Here is a 17,253-nt window from a genome sequence, read left to right on the forward strand (position 1 = left end):
TCCGAGCTGCCGCAGAGGAGCCGTACCCGGCACAGTGCCGCGGTGGCCTCCGCCCGGCGCTGGTAGGACTCTTCGCGTGCCTTGATGAACTCGCTGCTGGTTGGGTCTTCTTGCTCAAGGTGCCAGCGGTCATTCTGGCTTCGGCGGAATTCTGTGAGACTGGCTGCCAGTTCGCTGTAGGCGGCGGTCCGCTCGTTCCATAACTGGCGGCTCTGACTGAAGCGTTCACTTTGCCGGGCGATGCGTCGCTGGAACACGAACGTGAGTGTAGATCCGGCGAGCGTGCCGAAAATGACCACCAGGCTGGTCAGCACGGAGTCCATGACCGCAGCCTCTCTCGCAGGGACAGACCCTTCCTCGCCGCTCGCCCGTGTCGACACAGCAACCTCACCGCTGACTGACTCGAAGTCCGCCTCGGCCTGTTCATCCCAACCAGCCGGATCCTGCTGGGCCGGCGGCCCGTCCCACACCTCGACAGCGACCGCCGCACGACACGTTGGGGTCAAAGTCGTCCGGGAAAGGCACCGGCAGCTCGGCGGCATCGGACTCCTGCAGTCCGAAAGCGTGGAACGCCACGTGTACGGCCACGCGCTGCTGCCGGACAAGCTGCGCCATGAGCGTCCTGTCACCTCGCCGATCGATTGCTCGAAAACCCCAGGTCATCCAGGCTGCTTGCGCAGACGCGATCACCTCACGACTACGGCCGCCTTTCTCGCGCACTGCGTGTCCGCCCTTCCACATCGAGCAATAGTCAAGAGTGGCGGCTTCGGCCTTCTGCGGTGGACGCGGTGATCTCGGCTGCTGCGCGCTCGACTTCCTCGCGCACATCCGCGTCGGGGTGGTTGCGGAAAGGCTCGATCAGTGGGCGAGCCTGCGGGTCTTGCGTTGCGCCGAGGATGTAGATCGTATGGGTGAGGGCCTCGGGTTCCATGGTCTGCATGGCGACCGCCAGCTGTTGGACGAGGCTCAACGGCAGGCTGTGCCGATTGAACGCCTCGCTGATCGAGTTCAGGGCGGCCTCACGAACCCTGGTCACCGGTTCGTTAAGAGCTACGCTGACCAGGCGTCCGACGACCAGGCGAGCGGACTCCGCGTTGAGTGCGGTGCCGCGCAGGAAATCGCCGAGGACCTCCGCGGCGACGTCCCGCCGGTTCGGATCGCGGTCGGTCAGCGCTTCAAGTGCAGCGAGCATGTCCTTCACGCGGCCGCCTCGGCCCGCTTTGGCAGGTTGCCGCTCTCAAGGCGCGACGGAAGCGGTTTCGGTGTCCTCGGTCGGCAGGCCAGCAAGGACTGCCAGAAAGTCGAATTCACAGACCAGTTCCGATACGTGGGCCACTTGAGCTGCGGAAAGGGCAATGGGAGGCGGTCCGAAAGGACCGGTGGCGTGCGGGTGCGCGTTGAGGCCGACTCGTAGCGGAACCGGTCCGGTATCTGCCAGCGCAGGACTGCGTTCTCATGCCCCAGCACGTGCAACTCGGCTCCATTCGCAGCGGCATGGCGCAGCACCAGCACCAGCACCGACGGGACGGACAACAGCCTCCGGGCCACCCTGCGCGGACATGATCACTCGGACATAATCTCAGGTCCGAACTGCATCACTCCCACCTGCGTCGATGACTTTCGAGCGGCACAGGAGTGCCAGCGTGCCGTAGGGGGCCCGTCGGCGTGAAACGGGGATGGGGAGGGACGCGTCATCGATCGAGCCTGTTCGGTGACTACCGGTCGCCCCGTGCACGCCGTACAGAGGAAGTGGCCGATCGCCATCTATGAGCGATAAAGGGTGCGGGCGCGCTTCAGGTCGGCCGGCCGGTCGGGGTCAAGGCTGAAGAAGTACTCCGCTTGCCACTGTTGAGTGCTGCGGGCCTGTCGGCTGGTCGTGGTGACCCACGGTGGGTAAACGCGGAATCCGCGCTTTCCGCCCGAGCCGTTACGGGAGACGATGTCGCGCTCGCACAACACTTCGCTCGGGAACACGAACTGCCCGAAGCCTTCGTCGTCGCGGCTGCTGATCACGAAGAGGTTCACTCCGTCGTCGGCGTCGAAGGGCCGGATCGGTCCCTCGTCAGATCGCTGCCACACGGTGACGAACTGGCCCACCTTGGTCGGCGTGGTCTTGGCCACCCGGAACCGAACCGATCGGTCATCGATCGTGAACGCGCACGCCGCATACTCAGCGCTCTCCGGCTCGGTCATCGGATACGAGCAGGCGAAGCCACCCGGGTCCCAGATCAACGCCTTCGCTGCCAACAGGTCGCTGTGAAGCCCCGTCCATGGCTTGGTCGTCACCATGCTGTCATTCTGCCAGTGCGCCTATGTGCACTGTGTTGGCCTGCTGTGAGCCGCCTCCCTCACAGGCGCTCCCCTCAAATCTGAAATCCACGGCCCGTCCCGCCCTGCATGGACTGCTCGGCCAGCATGGCCAGATCCTCATCAGTAGCTGCCTGGCCGCTCCGGCGGGGTCGGTTCGTCCGCCTAGGCGGTGGGCCAAGGGCTCTCCGACCGGCACCGGCAAGCCGCCGCGTATGGCCCTCTTACGCGAAATCCCAAACCATTCCCAACCCGCGATGAGCAGGGACGCAAGGCTGATGGCCGGACGAGGCAGCAGCGTGCCCGGTCACCGTTGGTGGCCGGGCACGCTGCTGGTTACGGGTTCGCGCGGGTGGGGTGTTCGGCTGTCACCTGCGCGGGGTGCGGGTGGTCAGTGGCGGCTGGTGTGGTGGTTGCGGTCGCCGTGGTGGTGCTTGCCGCCCTGGTGGTGGTTGTTGTGGTGCTTGCCGCCGTGGTGGCTGTGGCGGCCGCCCCAGGATTCGTCGTCGATGAAGCGGCCGCGGTCGTTGCGCAGGGTGAGGGTGCCGTAGCGGTTGTCCCACAGGTGGTTGCGGCGGTCCTGGTACAGGTCGGTGCGGGTGTCGCGTCCCACGCCGGTGTGGATGCGGACCGTGGCCCGGCCCGCCAGGCGGTAGTGGTCGAAGGTGTAGCCGCGGCCGTGGGTGTCCTGCAGCCTCCACCCGTCCAGGTTCACGGCGTGGCGGGCGTTGTTGGTCAGCTCCACCCACTCCCTGTTCAGCGAGCGGTTCGACCGGTCGTCGCGTCCCGGGGCGTCGTACTGCACGGCCGTGATCTCCACCTTCGGACCGCGGTGGCCGCGGTCAGCACCGGCAGCGGACGCCGGCAGCGCCGCCGCCCCGATGACGGCTCCGGCCGCGAGCGTGGCGGCGAGCAGACGACGGGAGACGAGGGAAGAAGAAGCAGACATGAACCCACCTGCATGGTGCGGGCACCCCTCCCGGAGAGGGCCGGCCCTCGCGGGCCGGGGCTCCGGGTGGTGGTGCGTGGTGTGTGGCAACGGCCGGGTCGGTCCGTCGCTGCACAGACCCTCGCCGCCACACCCGCCACGCCGGGACGCAACACCCGCCCTGTTACCTGTTACCCACATTTCCGTGACTCTCGAATGCAATGCCCACGTATGCCCGATATGGGAACAGGTCGACTGTCCATGGACGATGCGCCCCTGACCGGAACAGGGCCACTCCCCCTCGATCACCGCCGCACGTCAACACTCGCGGACCGCCCGTCACCCGAAAGTGAGTAACAGCCCGGCTGGCCCACCGCACATCGGCGGCTTGGTGTTGCTTGGTGTGGCGGCTGCCGCAGGAACGTCACACCAGATCGGGGGCACTCTCCTGCGCGAGGTCATTCGAGACCGGCTGAGGTGGAGTGTCGGCCGCGTCCGCGGCGCACCGTGCTGCCTCGACGCGGCGGTTGCTGGTCATGGATGCGGTCACTGCCGGTACACATGGCCCGCGTCCGCGAGGTGGAGGCGTCGTGTCTACGGGTTCGGCAGTGTGACCGGGGCAGTGAGGTCCAGAGCGCGGCCGAGGGCAGCGGTGACGGGGGTGGCGTAGTCACGTAGGTGCAAGGTGCCCCAAGCGGCAACCAGTTGGAGGAAGTCGGCCAAGTCGCGCTCTGCGTCGGCGAGCAGGTGACGCAGGTCCGTGACGGGCAGCTCGATCATGGGGCTGTTGTCGTGCTCGGCGTCGACGGTCAGTCGGACGACTTCGCCGTCGCGTTCAGCAAGCGGGGAGGGGTCGTGGCCGAAGAAGGCCCGGCCGCTGCCGTCTACGACCTCAAGCCAGTCGCGCCTCTCGTCCAGCCCACTGCAGCAACCCGGCAGGAACACAGTGCCAGTAGCGGTGTCGGTGATCCGCAGGCCGCAGGGTGCGAAGAGGTCGTCCATGGTGACCAGTCCGTGCAGAAGGCTCCCCATTGGATCGGCGGGCCGCGGCGGACGGCCGTCCTGCTCAGGGTCGATGTCGTTGCAGTCGGCAATGCGCATCACGGCTGTCCCGACCTCGACAGGATCGAGCGCGCCGCTCAACGGCAGGAAGCCGTACGGCATAGACTCCGCAACAGGCCACAGAGCGAAGCCGTCACGGGCATGGATCTCCAGGACGGGCTGCAGAACAATCACCCGGAAAGTCTGCGGCACGCACACTCGCGCCGCACTGCGTTTACTGCACGGCATCCTGCTGTCCCGTATGCCTCCCGGCTGTCTGCTGCCGACAGGAGTCAGGGCGGGCCTCCGCATCGAGCACCCAGTCAGGAGGCGTCAGCGTAGGCGCGGTGGGCACCGCAGACGGTGCATCGGAAAGCATCACGGTCGCCCCGTCGCCCAGGTTGGCTACGTCCCCGTCGACGCCGTGATGAGTCGAGGACGGGCGGACGTGGGACCTCGTCGATGCTGTCCTGGTCGCCCCGGTCGGCTACGACGGATCGGCGCCGTCGGCATCCGGCTGAGCGGGGTCCGCTGTCCGAGGCAGCAAGAGCGCGTGCTCCGCGGCGCGGGTTGCCCAGGTCTCGGCCCGGTCGAAGGTCCAGCCGCGCTGCCCGACCAGGGTCGTCCAGGCGTGCGGTCCGAAGTAGAACCAGAGGACATCCAGCGCGTACGCCATGTCCACTTCGGGGCGCAGGGAGCCCAGCGTCACCAGGCGTTCGGCCACACGTGTCAGTGCCTGGACGAAGTCGTCCTTGCCCCGGTCGAGCACCGCCTTCACCGTGGCCTCCCCGGGAGGGTCGCGGTAGAAGATCCCGTAGACCAGGTCCCAGTGGCGCTCGTGGGTGCGCCGAGTGCCGTCCGCGGTGAGCCGGACCACCTCGTACGGGTCCCCGCTGGCCTCAACCGCGGCCAGGCACTCGGCCACGGCGGGGTCGGTGAGCGCCGGTTCCAGCAGGGTCAGCAGGATGCCCGACTTGCTTCCCGCGCTGCTGTAGACGGTCGGCACGGCCACGTTCGCCGCTTTGGCGATGTCGCCGATGGTCACGCCGCTGTATCCGCGGTCGAGGAACAGCGCGTAGGCGCTGCCCAGGATCGTTTCCCGGGTCCGGGCGGCCGAGTCGAGGCGGCTGGGCGAGTGGTACTTCCGGCTGTTCACCGCACCATGATATGCGCGCTCGTAGGGGCCTATATTGACAATAGGGCTCTCTAATGAAAATGATGCCCTATGGAACGCAACACCACCGCAGAGCCCAAGGCCCTCATGGAGACCCGGCTCACCCACCAGACCCACCGCCTGATGACCGCCCTGCTCGCCGAGGCGGCGCCGCGGCCCTCCGTACCCCTGGCGGCCCTCGCGCAGCTGCGCGACTTCCTGGTCGCCGCCATCCGCCACCACCACGAGACCGAGGACAACCTGCTGTGGCCGCGGCTCGCCGAGGCGGCGCCGGCCGCCGCACGAGCCCTTGAGGAACTGACCGACGAGCACGAACGACTGGACACCGCACTGGACCGCCTGGCCGCCGTGGCCGTCGACGACGAGGACGCACGCCATGCGCTCCACGAGGCGGCCGTGGCCGTACGCGACAGCGTGCTCGGGCACTTGGAGCACGAGGAACCCATCCTTCTCCCCGCCTTGCGCGACCACATGAGCCCGGCCGCGTGGGACGACTTCGCTCGGCAGGTGATCGCCAGCACCCCGCCCGTCGCCCTTCACCTGATGATCGGCTTCCTCGACGAGGCAGGCACCCCCGAGGAGGTCGAGCTGCTGCTCGGAGGACTGCCCGAGCCCGCGCAGCCGCTCGTGCCCGCGATGCGGCAGCAGGCGCACGAGGAACTGCGCGTCCTGCGGGGCAGCGCCGCATGACCAACGAACCCCTCACCTGGCCGGACGAGGTGGACGACATCATCCGCGGCGACCTGACCGTGGCCGTCGCCTACAACACCCCGGCGGGCGGCACCGTCGTCGCCAGCGTGTCACCCGTGGGCCTGGCCGACCGCGAGGCAGGAGTGGTCGGCTTCACCACCTCGCTGGGCTTTCCCAGGAAACTCGAACGCATCCTGCGGGACCCACGCGTCTCGCTCGCCTACCACACACGCCTGCACGGGTACGCCGACCATCCGCCGTACGTCCTCGCCCAGGGCCGCGCCACGCTGGACATGCAGCCGTCACCGGAACGGCTGGCCGCCCTCGCGGCCGCCGCCGAACGGTTCCTGGGGCCGGTCAAGCAAGGCCGGGTATGGGACTGGGTGCTGCGCGAGTACCTCCAGGAGCGGGTGTTCGTCGACGTCACGGTGGAGCGGATCGCCGTGTGGCCCGACCTGACGACCCACGGCAGCCCGGACGTGACCGGCCCGGCGCTTCCGCCCGCGCCGGACCCGCAGCGGCCGCCGAAGAACGGCACAGCGCCGCGCGTCCCGGTCGGCACGCAGCTGCGCAAGATCGCTGACATGCCGCACCGTCTGCTGGGGTACCAGGGAGCGGACGGCTTCCCCGTGGTCATCCCCGTGCGGGTGACCGGGCACGACGAAACCGGACTGCAACTTGAGGCCGCCCCTGGGCTGTTGCCACCGGGCGGCCGACGCGCTGGACTCCTCGCGCACGCCTTCAACGCGCAGTGCGCCGGCCTCGGCATGCGGACCTTCACCGGATGGCTGACGGTCACCGGCGAGCGCGCCCTCTACGCACCCCACACGGCCAAGGCGCTGGCCGCACCGGCAAACAAGACACTGATCGCCCTCGGCAACGGCCTGATGGCCAAGCACGGCCTGCGCCGCGCCCGCCGCGACGGCACGGCCGACCGTCTGCGGGCCCTGGCGACGGGGGGTGCGGCCCCGGCACGGTAAGTCGACGGAGCAGGGTGAGCGGTCGGGGCGCAACAGGCGCGCCCCTGGCCCGGCCCTCGAAGACCGCCCCGGCGGTGGTGAGCCGCCGCCGGGGCGTCGGTCCCACCCGCCACAGCTGGCGGGCGCCCGCCCGCGCCACCCTGCACCGGTCGGTAACGGCCACCCCGACCGGCACCAGCGCGCCGCGCCGGCGATACCGCTGTCTGGGGTGGACCGGCGGAACTCCGTGTCCGCCGAGGCCTGCAGCCGGGTCTTGCAAGTCGGGCCAGGTGCCCTCGCGTTTGCAGCGGCGCAGGAGTCTGTAAACGCTCTGCCACGACCCGTTGTTCCGACGACAGATCCCGCTGGGGAGCACCGTCCGCACCCGCTATCGGATCCCGCCCATCAGCCTCCGCCGACCCAATGACGTAGCTGTGCGGAGTCTGCGGATGCGCGCGCACACGCTCTCTGTTCCCATGGAATACGTGCATGTGCGGCCGGACCACGTACTGCGGGTACCGTCCTGGCCCCGCACCCTTCCGGAGGCATGTCATGAGCGATGGGAAGCGCCTAGTCGTCTGCTGTGACGGCACCTGGAACACCGCCGACCAGTCCAGCGCGACGAACGTCACCAGGGTTGCCGTGTCCATCAGAGAGCAGGCCGACCAGATCGTCTACTACCACGCCGGTGTCGGCACGGACCGATGGATGCGCCTGAGGGGTGGCGCCTTCGGCAAGGGACTGTCCGCCAATGTCCTGGACGCGTACCGCTTCCTGGTCCGCACCTACAAACCCGGTGACACTCTTTATTTCTTCGGCTTCAGCCGGGGCGCGTTCACTGTCCGCAGCCTGGCCGGCCTGGTGCGCAATTGCGGCATCCTGCGCCCGGAGCACATCGACATGACTCAGAAGGCCTGGGCCATGTACCGCAGCCGAAGCGAGAAATTGAAGCCGAACAGCGCCGCCTCCGCTCTGTTCCGCCGGACATACGCACACGAGACGGGGATTCATTTCATCGGGGTATGGGACACGGTCGGTTCCCTCGGAATCCCCGGACCCAAGTGGCTACCGCGCCGGGGAGCCTTCCACGACACCGAGCTGAGCAGCTGGGTGAAGGGAGCGTTCCAGGCGCTGGCGATCGACGAGCAGCGGAGTGTGTTCCGTCCTACGCTGTGGCATCAGCAGCCCGACGCCGCCATGAAGGGCCAGGAACTCAAGCAGGTGTGGTTCGCTGGAGTACACAAAGACGTCGGCGGCGGCTACCCCGAGAGGGGGCTGCCCGATATTGCCCTGCTGTGGATGATCCAACAAGCCAGCAGATACGGGCTGGAGTTCGGTCCCAGGGAGGCCGAGTCTCCTGAGACGCCCCCGGAGAGCAGCATCTTCCAGGTGCCGCCCAAGCCCGACAGCATGGGGCCGAAGCACAATTCACGCAGGGGCTTTTACCGACTGGCTCCCCGGCATCACCGGCCCATCGGGCAGTCCGTGAACGACCAAGGCGTCCTTGACGGGTGGGAGTACGTGTCACAAACAGCCAAGGACCGATACGACCAGAACGCGTCCTACCGGCCGCCCGAAGGCCCGCCCAGGCTGAACGAGTATCTCGCTCAGGACGACATAAGGCTCGAACCTGTGCCCCTGGCCGTGGCCGACGCGCTCCTGGACCAGCCACTGCCCTAGGCAACGCTGAAGTTGCGCGCCCACACGGGCGGAAACGTGGGCGGGCCGCAGCAGATACCCCCGCCAGACCCGCTGAACACCGTGCAGCCGAGGCTCAGTCCACATCCCTGAGAACCCTGGAGAGCGGCGCGTCAGGGCTGCGGTCACTCAGCTGCTCAAGAGCGGGACTGTGACGAGCCAACTCTCATCTCACGCCGCCCGGTTCACCGAAGGCACGCTCCATCCAACCGTCCAGCCCGGCTGTGAAGTCTGCTACCGATGCGATGTCGGAGGCAGGGAGGGCTCCGGCGTCGTCGCGTCCGTCGCGTCCGTCGCGTCCGTCGAAGAAGTGCACGTCGGCCCAGCCGCCACGGAACAGGACCACCGACAGCGTTGCGTCTGCCGGACCGGAGATGACCAAGCCCAGCGACTCGGGGTCCTTCACCCGCGCCCTGTCGGTCTCCAACGGCTGTGGCCACGCTGCCTGTTGATCCCGCCAGGTCATCGTTCCCACGGCAAGACCGGCTGACCGCCATTCCACGGCTCGTTCCAGCAGCGCGGCAGCCGCCGCGTCGAGATCGATAACTCCGTCCGTGCGCGGTTGCGCTCCGGCCGCTACGAGGACTTCGGCACTGTCGGTGTGACGGCCGTGCTGCGCCCAGTCCAGCGGGGACCAGCCCGTGCCCTGGTCTTCTCGGAGGTTGGGATCGGCGCCATGCGCCAACAGCTCCCGGACCGTCGCCGTGTGCCCCCAGCAAGCGGCTGCGCACAGCGGTGTGCCCTCGGAGCCAGGGCCGCGGCTCTCCTCATCGGGGCAGGCACCGGCTTCCAGGAGCAAGCGGGCCACTTCCGCCTCTCCCTGTACCGAAGCCAGGTACAGAGGGGTGGTGCCCTCGTTGTCCCTTCCCTGCGGGCTGGCTCCGCTGCGCAGCAGTGTCTTCACGGTTGTTGCGTCTCCGGCCAGGACTGCCTCGAAGAGCCGCTGGGAGAGCCTTTTCTGCTGCCGCCGTTTCATAGCTCCGCAGGCTAACGATCATGGGGTCGGTCTTGCCAATCAATTGCAGGTCCTGGAGCCCCTCAGCTGTGGACGCGAGAATTCGAGTGTGCCGTTGGCACGGCCGTGCGAGCATCGGCTGGTGATCGACCATGAAGAGCTGCCTCCCGCCGCCCTTGTCGGGAAGCGGCTGGTGCAGGTGACCACGGCTTGGCACCACTACTCCGACCACGAACCGTCTCTCCTTCATCTGTGGCTGCACCTGGAGGAACTGGGCCCGGTTCTGATCCACACTCCCGGGACGGGGCTGACGCTCCGAGTCGACCGGCCGCACGGACCGTATGAGATGGCGCAGCACGGCAACGTCTCGGTGGTCGACGATTCACCGGGCTTTCCGCTGACCCGGTTCGTCGGACAACAGGTCCGCTCGGTTCGGGAGATCAGCTACAACGACGGCCGTGTCGACTTCACTGCCGGCCTCACGCTCCAATTCCCCGGCGGAAGCGTTCGGCTGCTCGGTTTCGACGACGACCTGGTCATCGCGCACGATCAGCACCTGGGAGCTGTCGAGGCGTTCCTGTACGAGGACGTGTCCCTTGCGCGGGTGGTGCAGACCTGTGGCGCTTGTCCCTCCCAGTGGGATGCGTGGACGTCCAAGGGGCAGTATCTGTACCTGCGGTACCGGCGCGGCGAGGGGATCGTCGAGCAGCATCCGAGCCAAGACACGGACACATGGGACGGCGAGGAATCGAGACTCTGGACCATCTGGGACGACGGAACCAACGGCGGCTGGATCGACCTCGCCGACTTCCTCGCCATGGCCGGGCTGCGACTGGCGGCTGACGCCGAGGTCTGCACCACATGACCGGAGCCCAAGGCCAAGTACCAGTGTCACAGCCACCGCACCCTCCGCGCGACCCGTGTCACCACCGCCGCATACCCGATACCCAGCACCCGTGAGCCGAACAACGCGGTCAGCGGGGAGCAGTTGGCCGGCGCTGGCCGCCGTGCAGAGTGTCCAGGCATTGCCGGGTGGCTACACCACGGGGAACGTCGACGTATGGCCCCGGTCCGCCGAGTTGGCGAAGCACCCGTTCCATCCCCGAAGGTGTCACGCCTCTCGTCTTGCGCAGCGCAGGAAGCCGGGCGGCGGCGGAGGAGGAGTGCCGGTGAACTCTTTCTCGACGACTCCCACTGCGGCCACGTCGGTCAGTGAGGGGGGTTCGGTGACGTTCGAGAGTGGGCCCAGGGCCGACGGCGGGTCAGACGAGGCGGAAGAGGTCTGCGGCCGTGTGGATGTCGGTGAGGTCCTCGATGGAGCGGAGGTTGTCGCACAGGGCGTCCAGTACTGAGTCCGCCTCGGCGACGCGTGGGGCGCCGACTGCTACTCCGAAGACACGGAAGCCCAGTTGGTGTTTCGTGGCTTTCCAGTGGCGCATCCACTGCTCGGTGACGCCGCAGTCGTCGTCGGTGATCATGACGATGTCGCCGCGTGAGCGGGCGGTGTCGTTGAACTCCTGTTGCAGGACCTCGGCTGCTGCGCTGAGGGGGCGCTGGTAGCTGGTGCCGCCGCCGAGGAAGGTCTCGGCGAATTCCAGGACCCGGGTGATGTCGGGGGGTTCGTCGGCCGGGAAGCGGAACACCTGGAGTTTGTCGGCGGCGGAGAAGAGGATGCCGACGAAGTCGCGGTGGGCGTGGCGGGCCTGGTCCAGGAGGGCCAGGGCGCATGCCTTGGCCCAGGCCTCGCGGGTGATGCCGTTGGGGCCCTCCTCGTACATGGAGTGCGAGGTGTCGACGCAGGCGATGATCGCGCCCGGCCGGTGGTCTGGTCGCCCTGGGTGTCGTAGAGCATCAGTTCGGCGGCGGCGTAGCGGGCTGCGAACACGGCTCGTAGTTCGGGCAGGCCCAGGTTCGCCAGTTCGGAGGGGACGACTCGGGAGAGGTCGTCGCCGAGGGTGACGCCGACCAGTTCGCCGGTGGAGCTCTGCACCTTGCGGGCCCGCTCGCCGCTGGCCATCTGGCGGAAACGGCCGATGAGGTCGGCCCATTGGGACAGGCGGCTGCCCGCCAGTCGTTCGGCGAGGTGTTTGCGGTGGTCGAACGGCATGCGTTGCAGCTGTCCGGGGCCGACTCCCCATGTGCGCATCAGCGCGGCTTCCTTGCGTGCGGCTGACGCGGCCCGTGCCGCGGCTGACTGGGCGGCGGCGCGGATTCCCGGGACCAGGGCGGTGAGGGAGCGGGTGGCTGTGCGGGCTGCCTGTTGGGCGGCGGCGTCGGCTCTTCGCGCCGCCTCGATGGCCCGGTGGACGGACTCGGCGGCGGCATTGGGCACGGTGCCGTCCTCGTCGGTCTCTTCCGCGGCCTGTTCGAGTGCATCGCCGACTGCGGCTGCTGTGCGCTCGGTCTCCTGGAGCGTTTTGTCCGCGTGCTCGGCCGGTTCCTGGGCCTGCCGGGTCTGCTCCAGGATCCGGCGCAGCGTGGAGGCCTGGGAGAGTACGGCCATGGCGGCGGCGTACGGGTCGCCTGCCGTGGTGCGGCGCAGTTCGGTGAACTCCGCGGAGTCCAGCAGTGCAGTGATGATGTGGTGGTTGAGCAGTCGGGAGGGAGCCATGGCCGCGCTGGCGCGCAGATGCGGGCGGGCTTGGTACGCGGCGAGGAAGGCGTCGGTGAGCAGGTCGGCTGCGCTGGCGTGGCGTGCGGTGAACTCGGCGGCGAGGTCGCGCAGGGCGGCGGACTGTTCGTAGGTGTCGCGCCAGGTGAGGATGTCGAAGCGGTCCGCGGCAACGGCCCCGGTGTGCCGTACGGAGGGGATGGCGGAGCGGGCCGGCCAGGGCCCGGAACGGGCGGCGAGGTCGTCCGGTTTGCTCGGTGGCTGAGCCATGGTGCTGCTCCCGGAGGTCAGAGCTGGGCCTGCACCATGCTGGCGTCCATGCCGAGGGCCTCGGTGAGTACCCGGGCGCGGACCGCGCGCTGGCGGCCGGTGATGCGATCGATGGTGGCCGTGGAGCGGCCGGCGGTCGCGGCCTCCGCGCGCAGGGCGGTGAGCCGTCGACCCGCCATGGCGAGTTTGCCGTGGGCGTACTTGATGACCCAGTCGCTGAGCGCCTCGCGGGACTGGCCCGCCATCGCGTCGAGCTGGTTCTCCAGCTCGTCGAGCATGTCGGACAGTTCGAGGGCTTCCTTCGCATCGGGGTTGACCAGGTGCAGTACCTCGCGTTCGACCATTGGGCGTTCGGCGGGTGAGTTCCACAGCACGTGGGTGAGGAGCGACAGGTCGGTCTCGGCGACTGCGGGGCGGCCGTCGAGGTAGGCGGAGGCCTGCAGCAGGCCGACCGCCTGACGCCAACGGCGGTCGGAGGCGATGAGTTCCTTGCGGCGCAGGGCGGCACGCAGGGTGCAGATCGCGTCGATAACCGGGTCGGGGACCTCTGTCGCCGGGACGCCCTTGGTCACGGCGTCCTGGAGGTCGGACAGAGTGATCGTGGTCGGTGCCGGTGGCTGCTGCGAGGGGTGGTTGACCGCGGAGCGGATCAGTGCGGCGAAGTTCGACGGGTCCGAGAGGTATTCGACCTCGATCCGTACGAGCAGGCGGTCGTAGATCGCGGCCGAGTCCTCGCCGGTGGGCAGTTCGTTGCTCGCCGTCACGGCTCCGATCAGGGGGCAGCGGATCGGCTCGCCGCCGTTCTCGGGGTGGTAGATCCGCTCGTTGAGGAAGCCCAGGGTTTCGTTCAGTGCGGCCGTGGAGCACTTGAAGATCTCGTCGATAAACGCGATGTGGGCGGTGGTGGCGCGGCCGTCGTACACCTGACGGAACTCACCCCGGGCCAGCGCGGCCACGTCGATGGGTCCGAACATTCTGGTCGGAGCGGTGAACTTCGACAGCAGGATCTCCCAGTAGGACGCGCCGTCGATCCTTGCGGTGAGTTCCCGGGCCAGCTCCGACTTGGCCGTTCCGGGCGGGCCGAGGAGCAGGGAGTGCCGGCCTGCCAGCAGGGTCACGACCAGGGTGCGTACGACGTCGTGCCGCTCGTAGAAGCGGGACGACAGCTCGCTCGTTATCGCCCGGAGTTTCTGCGCTGTGTCCTGTTCGTCCAATGCTCTTCGACTTCCGCGAGTGGGGCGGGAGCGCCCCGAGTGGGCGGGCAGGCTTGCGGGGGCGGGCATGGCGTGCGGCCGCGGTCGCGGGACTGGGACCATCTTGCTTCGCGCCCGCGTGTGGGGCCTCAACCGCCGTACGAGCCACCGGCTTCGCCTTCGTCACCCTTGGATGCGTTGCGATTCCACCGCTCCGACACTAATGCCTGTGTCCCAGCGGCCACACCCTCCCCAGCGGGTCCGAGCCATCCCTGCCGCGTTGTACTCCGTCGGGATGTGCCTGTCGTTGGTCACGGCGGTGGGTGTGCCGGGGCCTTCGGGTTCCTCTGCTCCCCCGGCGCTCTCGGACGCCATTCGGAGACCGTCACGAAATCGCGGCCCATCGGCGGGTCTGCCGACAGCAGAGCGCGGCGGTCCTGCACTCGCCGGTCCGTGACGACCATGATGGGCGCAACCCGCGGAGCGGAGGCGTGGCCCGTGGTGCGGTGGAACCAATCCCGGCGGCGACGCGTTCATTGAGAGAGATCACACAGTTCGAGCACCGAGGTGGCATCGATGGCACTGTTCGACCGGCTCAAGGACCAGGCCAGAACCCTGCAGCAGCAGGTGCAGGGCGGGCATGGCGGTGCCGCGCACAGCGGCTCCCACGGCAGCGGGCACAGCAGCTCGCGCGGTGGCTCCCGCGCGCCGCTGGTAGGGCTGCTGAAGACCCAGCTCGGCTCACTCAAGGCGGAGCTGAAGAGTGGTGCCTACCGGGACGCGAGCATGGCGATGTGCGCACTGGTCGCGGCCGCCGACGGGCACGTGGACACCAGCGAGATCCAGCAGATGGAGTCCATGATCCTCAGCAATGAGGTGCTCCAGAACTTCCCGCCGGAGCAGCTGCGCCAGCGCTTCCACAAGCACGTCAGCCAGCTCACCCGGGACTTCTCGCTGGGCAAGAGCGAGGCGCTGCAGGACATCGCCAAGGCCGCCAAGAAGCCGACCGAGGCCCGTGCTGTCATCCAGACCGGCATGGTCATCGCCGGCGCGGACGGGCATTTCTCGCAGGCCGAGCAGATGGTTCTCCGGGAGGCGTGCGGGACCCTGGGGCTGAATCCTGCGGAGTTCCAGCTCTGATCCTGGGGGCCGGCGCCCCCTCGGGCCGCACACTTCACGCTGACATCAACATTTCTGCTGGTCAGGAGCGTTGTGATGGCGTGATTGCGTTGCATGCGCCGACTCTTGTCATGCTCGTGACGCAATCGCCCCTGCCTCATCACCATGAATTGCACGTGATGCCTCGGCGTCAGCGGGGCACTCGGGAGTGGCTGCCGAGAAACCGCTGACGCCTGGAGGCACCCATGGCCGTTCGTCATCGTCTGATCCGAGTGAGCCCCGACGAGGTGTGGGACGTCCTCGCCGACGGGAACCGGTACGCGGAGTGGGTCGTCGGCACCTCGGAGTCACACCCGATCAACGGACAGTGGCCGAAGACCGGCGCTGCCATCGGGTTCGAGGTCCCGCTCGGCCCCGTCCGACTGTCCAACGAGACGGTCGTCCGTCGCTGCGAGGAAGGCGTCGGTCTGGAGCTGGAGGCCCACGCCGGTGTGCTCGGCACGGCGCGCATCGCGATCGAGCTGCGCCCCTGGGGCGAGCACTGCCTCGTGATCGTCGACGAGCACCCCCTGCGCGGAGCGGGCGGCATGCTGCACAACGTCGGCTTCGAGGCACTTATCCAGCTGCGCCACCGCGCGATGCTGGCCCGCCTCGCCCGACTGGTCGAGGCGGAGTCCCGCCCCACAGCCCGGAGCCTGTCCGCGGTACCGAGCGCGGACGGCGCGGGCAGCGCCTGACACACCGTGCCCCCCTTCGGCCTGACCTCGCGCACCCTCCCTCCGCCCTGACCCCGCGCCCCTTTCGCAAGGAGAAGCCGTGACCGACTCCCCCAGCGGCCCCGACCGTGAACACCGTCGCCCCGCCCACGTCGACGACAGGACCGTCGAAGCCCTCGGAGCGCTGTCCAAGGCACTGGAGACGACCGAGCGCGCCAGAGGCCGGTTGTACGACTTCCATCAGCTGACCGGGACAGCCGACCTCCAACTGGACCGCGCCGTACGGTTGCTGGAGGAATCAGGACACTCCGAATGGGCGGAGAAGGTCCGCTCCGAGATCGTCGGGCGCAACGTCATTCCCGGGCACTGGACGTTCCAGATCGTCGAGGCGTACAACACCACGTACTACGAGCCGTTCCGGCAGCTTGAGCACAGTGCGGTGCAGGAACTCGCCCAGGGCCGTGACCACTTGTACGAGGCGGAGATGAAGGAGAGCCGCCGTACGCGAGGCCACTCCGACCACACCGCGCGTCCGCCGCGGACAGCGGACGACCCGAGCGACCACTGACCGCACCACATCCGGAACGGCTGAGTGCAGTGGAGCACTTCGCCGTGTTTGGGGCGCTCCGACCAAGATCATCTTGATCACTCCGGGCTGAATGCGACAGCAGTGACACCGCCGCCAGGGACGACGGTGATGACGGAGGGGGATTGTCGTGAGCGATCTGGTCAAGGGGCCAATACATTCGTTCCGACTGTGCCGTCGCGCATCGCGGCATGTCGTGAACTGCGGGCCACCGCACTGCTGTTGGCGGCAGACGGGCGGGTCCGGGGGGTCCACGACGTGGTGACCGACGGGGCGCCGGCGCATCCGTCCAGCGCGGTACGCCTGGCGGGTGGCGCGGCGGGCACCGCTTGGCTGGAGGCGGGACTCGGTGAGACAGAGGCGGATGCCGAGCGGGTACTCGTCATCGGGTCCACGCGCGGTGGGACGGCATCGACGTTCTCCGGGTCTCGGGCGACAAGATCGCCGAGGTGTGGCTCTTCTCAGCCGACCCACACCGAGCCCACGGCGCTCCCCAACGACGACAACTTCATCAACGAGATCGGCGCCCGCCGGGAGACTCACCCGTTGCCCGAGGGTCCGGTGATCGTCGAGGTGTCCACGGCGGACGGGCCGTGGCGGGCCAGGCTCAAGGGCATCGGGCAGACGGAGGACGATGTGCCCGACGACGATGCGGCGGCCCAGACGTTCGCTCCGTTCATCGCGCCGCAGCCGGGGCAGTCGGACACCGGCCGCAGGTCCGCCCGCTGGGGCTGGCTCGGCAGGGGCTGACCGGACGCCCGGCCGGACGGCGCAAGGGCACTCCTCCGCGCCGAAGGCGGGCTCCATGCTGTGCGTTCGCGCTTGCCTGCTCCGTGCCCCCGTGCGAAGCAGGCAAGCCGTCTCGGTCCCGTCCCCGGTGAGCCAAATGGCCCACTCAACGAGGGAAGGAATGGCCCACATGCTTGGGCTACCCGAATCCTAGGGTCGAGGGTGACCACAGCACCACACGTCGGCGCCCGTCTCCCCGCACCCCGGAGGAACCCCC

General features: G+C 68.5%; 15 protein-coding genes and 2 pseudogenes. 8 read left to right on the forward strand and 9 right to left on the reverse strand.

Going from position 1 to position 17,253, the window contains the following annotated elements; genetic code table 11:
- The 6 genes from GA0115233_RS28525 to GA0115233_RS28550 form a co-directional block, all read right to left on the reverse strand.
- On the reverse strand, positions 1 to 323 hold a 323-nt coding region (locus GA0115233_RS28525), incomplete at its 3' end, for a hypothetical protein (protein WP_093723194.1).
- Positions 324 to 751: 428 nt separating this feature from the next.
- On the reverse strand, positions 752 to 1,192 hold the full coding sequence (locus GA0115233_RS28530) for a HEAT repeat domain-containing protein (RefSeq protein WP_255310386.1): 441 nt from the start codon (positions 1,190 to 1,192) through the stop codon (positions 752 to 754).
- A gap of 572 nt (positions 1,193 to 1,764) precedes the next feature.
- Positions 1,765 to 2,289: a MepB family protein gene (locus GA0115233_RS28535; RefSeq protein WP_093723196.1), complete on the reverse strand. Its 525-nt coding sequence runs from the start codon at positions 2,287 to 2,289 to the stop codon at positions 1,765 to 1,767.
- A 409-nt stretch (positions 2,290 to 2,698) separates the two neighbouring features.
- Positions 2,699 to 3,256 carry a lamin tail domain-containing protein gene (locus GA0115233_RS28540; protein ID WP_093723197.1) on the reverse strand — a complete coding sequence of 186 codons (558 nt, stop codon included), beginning with the start codon at positions 3,254 to 3,256 and terminating at the stop codon, positions 2,699 to 2,701.
- Positions 3,257 to 3,829: 573 nt separating this feature from the next.
- The gene (locus tag GA0115233_RS28545) at positions 3,830 to 4,471 is read right to left on the reverse strand and encodes a hypothetical protein (RefSeq protein ID WP_093723222.1); all 642 of its coding nucleotides are present in this window, start codon (positions 4,469 to 4,471) and stop codon (positions 3,830 to 3,832) included.
- 292 nt (positions 4,472 to 4,763) lie between these two features.
- Positions 4,764 to 5,432 (reverse strand): TetR/AcrR family transcriptional regulator, encoded by a 669-nt coding sequence (locus tag GA0115233_RS28550; RefSeq protein ID WP_093723198.1) that lies wholly within the window; start codon positions 5,430 to 5,432, stop codon positions 4,764 to 4,766.
- A gap of 69 nt (positions 5,433 to 5,501) precedes the next feature.
- On the opposite strand from GA0115233_RS28550, the gene GA0115233_RS28555 reads away from it, so the two are divergent.
- The 3 genes from GA0115233_RS28555 to GA0115233_RS28565 all read left to right on the forward strand — a co-directional run bounded on the left by GA0115233_RS28555 (position 5,502) and on the right by GA0115233_RS28565 (position 8,779).
- A complete protein-coding gene (locus GA0115233_RS28555; RefSeq protein ID WP_093723199.1) occupies positions 5,502 to 6,140 on the forward strand; it encodes a hemerythrin domain-containing protein in 639 nt (212 codons plus the stop codon).
- Positions 6,137 to 7,120 (forward strand): hypothetical protein, encoded by a 984-nt coding sequence (locus tag GA0115233_RS28560; RefSeq protein WP_093723200.1) that lies wholly within the window; start codon positions 6,137 to 6,139, stop codon positions 7,118 to 7,120. The genes GA0115233_RS28555 and GA0115233_RS28560 overlap by 4 nt, the downstream gene beginning before the upstream one ends.
- A gap of 531 nt (positions 7,121 to 7,651) precedes the next feature.
- The gene (locus tag GA0115233_RS28565) at positions 7,652 to 8,779 is read left to right on the forward strand and encodes a DUF2235 domain-containing protein (RefSeq protein ID WP_093723201.1); all 1,128 of its coding nucleotides are present in this window, start codon (positions 7,652 to 7,654) and stop codon (positions 8,777 to 8,779) included.
- 574 nt (positions 8,780 to 9,353) lie between these two features.
- Here GA0115233_RS28565 and GA0115233_RS28575 read toward each other — a convergent pair.
- A pseudogene (locus GA0115233_RS28575) lies at positions 9,354 to 9,773 on the reverse strand (ankyrin repeat domain-containing protein); the annotation flags it as partial.
- A gap of 121 nt (positions 9,774 to 9,894) precedes the next feature.
- Here GA0115233_RS28575 and GA0115233_RS41960 point away from each other — a divergent pair.
- Positions 9,895 to 10,617, forward strand: coding sequence for a hypothetical protein (locus GA0115233_RS41960; protein WP_255310383.1), 723 nt, complete (start codon positions 9,895 to 9,897; stop codon positions 10,615 to 10,617).
- Between the two features lie 397 nt (positions 10,618 to 11,014).
- On the opposite strand, the pseudogene GA0115233_RS28585 reads toward GA0115233_RS41960, so the two are convergent.
- Both GA0115233_RS28585 and GA0115233_RS28590 read right to left on the reverse strand, forming a co-directional pair.
- A pseudogene (locus tag GA0115233_RS28585) lies at positions 11,015 to 12,633 on the reverse strand (VWA domain-containing protein).
- 17 nt (positions 12,634 to 12,650) lie between these two features.
- On the reverse strand, positions 12,651 to 13,847 hold the full coding sequence (locus GA0115233_RS28590) for an AAA family ATPase (RefSeq protein WP_255310384.1): 1,197 nt from the start codon (positions 13,845 to 13,847) through the stop codon (positions 12,651 to 12,653).
- A gap of 555 nt (positions 13,848 to 14,402) precedes the next feature.
- On the opposite strand from GA0115233_RS28590, the gene GA0115233_RS28595 reads away from it, so the two are divergent.
- The 4 genes from GA0115233_RS28595 (at position 14,403) to GA0115233_RS28610 (ending at position 16,997) form a co-directional block, all read left to right on the forward strand.
- Positions 14,403 to 14,966 (forward strand): tellurite resistance TerB family protein, encoded by a 564-nt coding sequence (locus GA0115233_RS28595; RefSeq protein WP_093723203.1) that lies wholly within the window; start codon positions 14,403 to 14,405, stop codon positions 14,964 to 14,966.
- A gap of 224 nt (positions 14,967 to 15,190) precedes the next feature.
- A complete protein-coding gene (locus tag GA0115233_RS28600) occupies positions 15,191 to 15,682 on the forward strand; it encodes an SRPBCC family protein (RefSeq protein WP_093723204.1) in 492 nt (163 codons plus the stop codon).
- Positions 15,683 to 15,761: 79 nt separating this feature from the next.
- Positions 15,762 to 16,229 (forward strand): hypothetical protein, encoded by a 468-nt coding sequence (locus GA0115233_RS28605; protein ID WP_093723205.1) that lies wholly within the window; start codon positions 15,762 to 15,764, stop codon positions 16,227 to 16,229.
- A 189-nt stretch (positions 16,230 to 16,418) separates the two neighbouring features.
- Positions 16,419 to 16,997 carry a hypothetical protein gene (locus tag GA0115233_RS28610; RefSeq protein WP_141689577.1) on the forward strand — a complete coding sequence of 193 codons (579 nt, stop codon included), beginning with the start codon at positions 16,419 to 16,421 and terminating at the stop codon, positions 16,995 to 16,997.
- Positions 16,998 to 17,253: the final 256 nt, after the last annotated feature.

Origin of the sequence: Streptomyces sp. DI166, assembly GCF_900091315.1 — a bacterium.
GTDB lineage: Bacteria > Actinomycetota > Actinomycetes > Streptomycetales > Streptomycetaceae > Streptomyces > Streptomyces fuscus.

Coding starts and splice junctions, on each gene's coding strand:
- GA0115233_RS28565 (WP_093723201.1), top strand. CDS start 7,652: ATGAGCGATGGGAAGCGCCTAGTCGTCTGCTGTGACGGCACCTGGAAC.
- GA0115233_RS28595 (WP_093723203.1), top strand. CDS start 14,403: ATGGCACTGTTCGACCGGCTCAAGGACCAGGCCAGAACCCTGCAGCAG.
- GA0115233_RS28530 (WP_255310386.1), bottom strand. CDS start 1,192: ATGCTCGCTGCACTTGAAGCGCTGACCGACCGCGATCCGAACCGGCGG.
- GA0115233_RS28600 (WP_093723204.1), top strand. CDS start 15,191: ATGGCCGTTCGTCATCGTCTGATCCGAGTGAGCCCCGACGAGGTGTGG.
- GA0115233_RS28540 (WP_093723197.1), bottom strand. CDS start 3,256: ATGTCTGCTTCTTCTTCCCTCGTCTCCCGTCGTCTGCTCGCCGCCACG.
- GA0115233_RS28535 (WP_093723196.1), bottom strand. CDS start 2,289: ATGGTGACGACCAAGCCATGGACGGGGCTTCACAGCGACCTGTTGGCA.
- GA0115233_RS28555 (WP_093723199.1), top strand. CDS start 5,502: ATGGAACGCAACACCACCGCAGAGCCCAAGGCCCTCATGGAGACCCGG.
- GA0115233_RS28560 (WP_093723200.1), top strand. CDS start 6,137: ATGACCAACGAACCCCTCACCTGGCCGGACGAGGTGGACGACATCATC.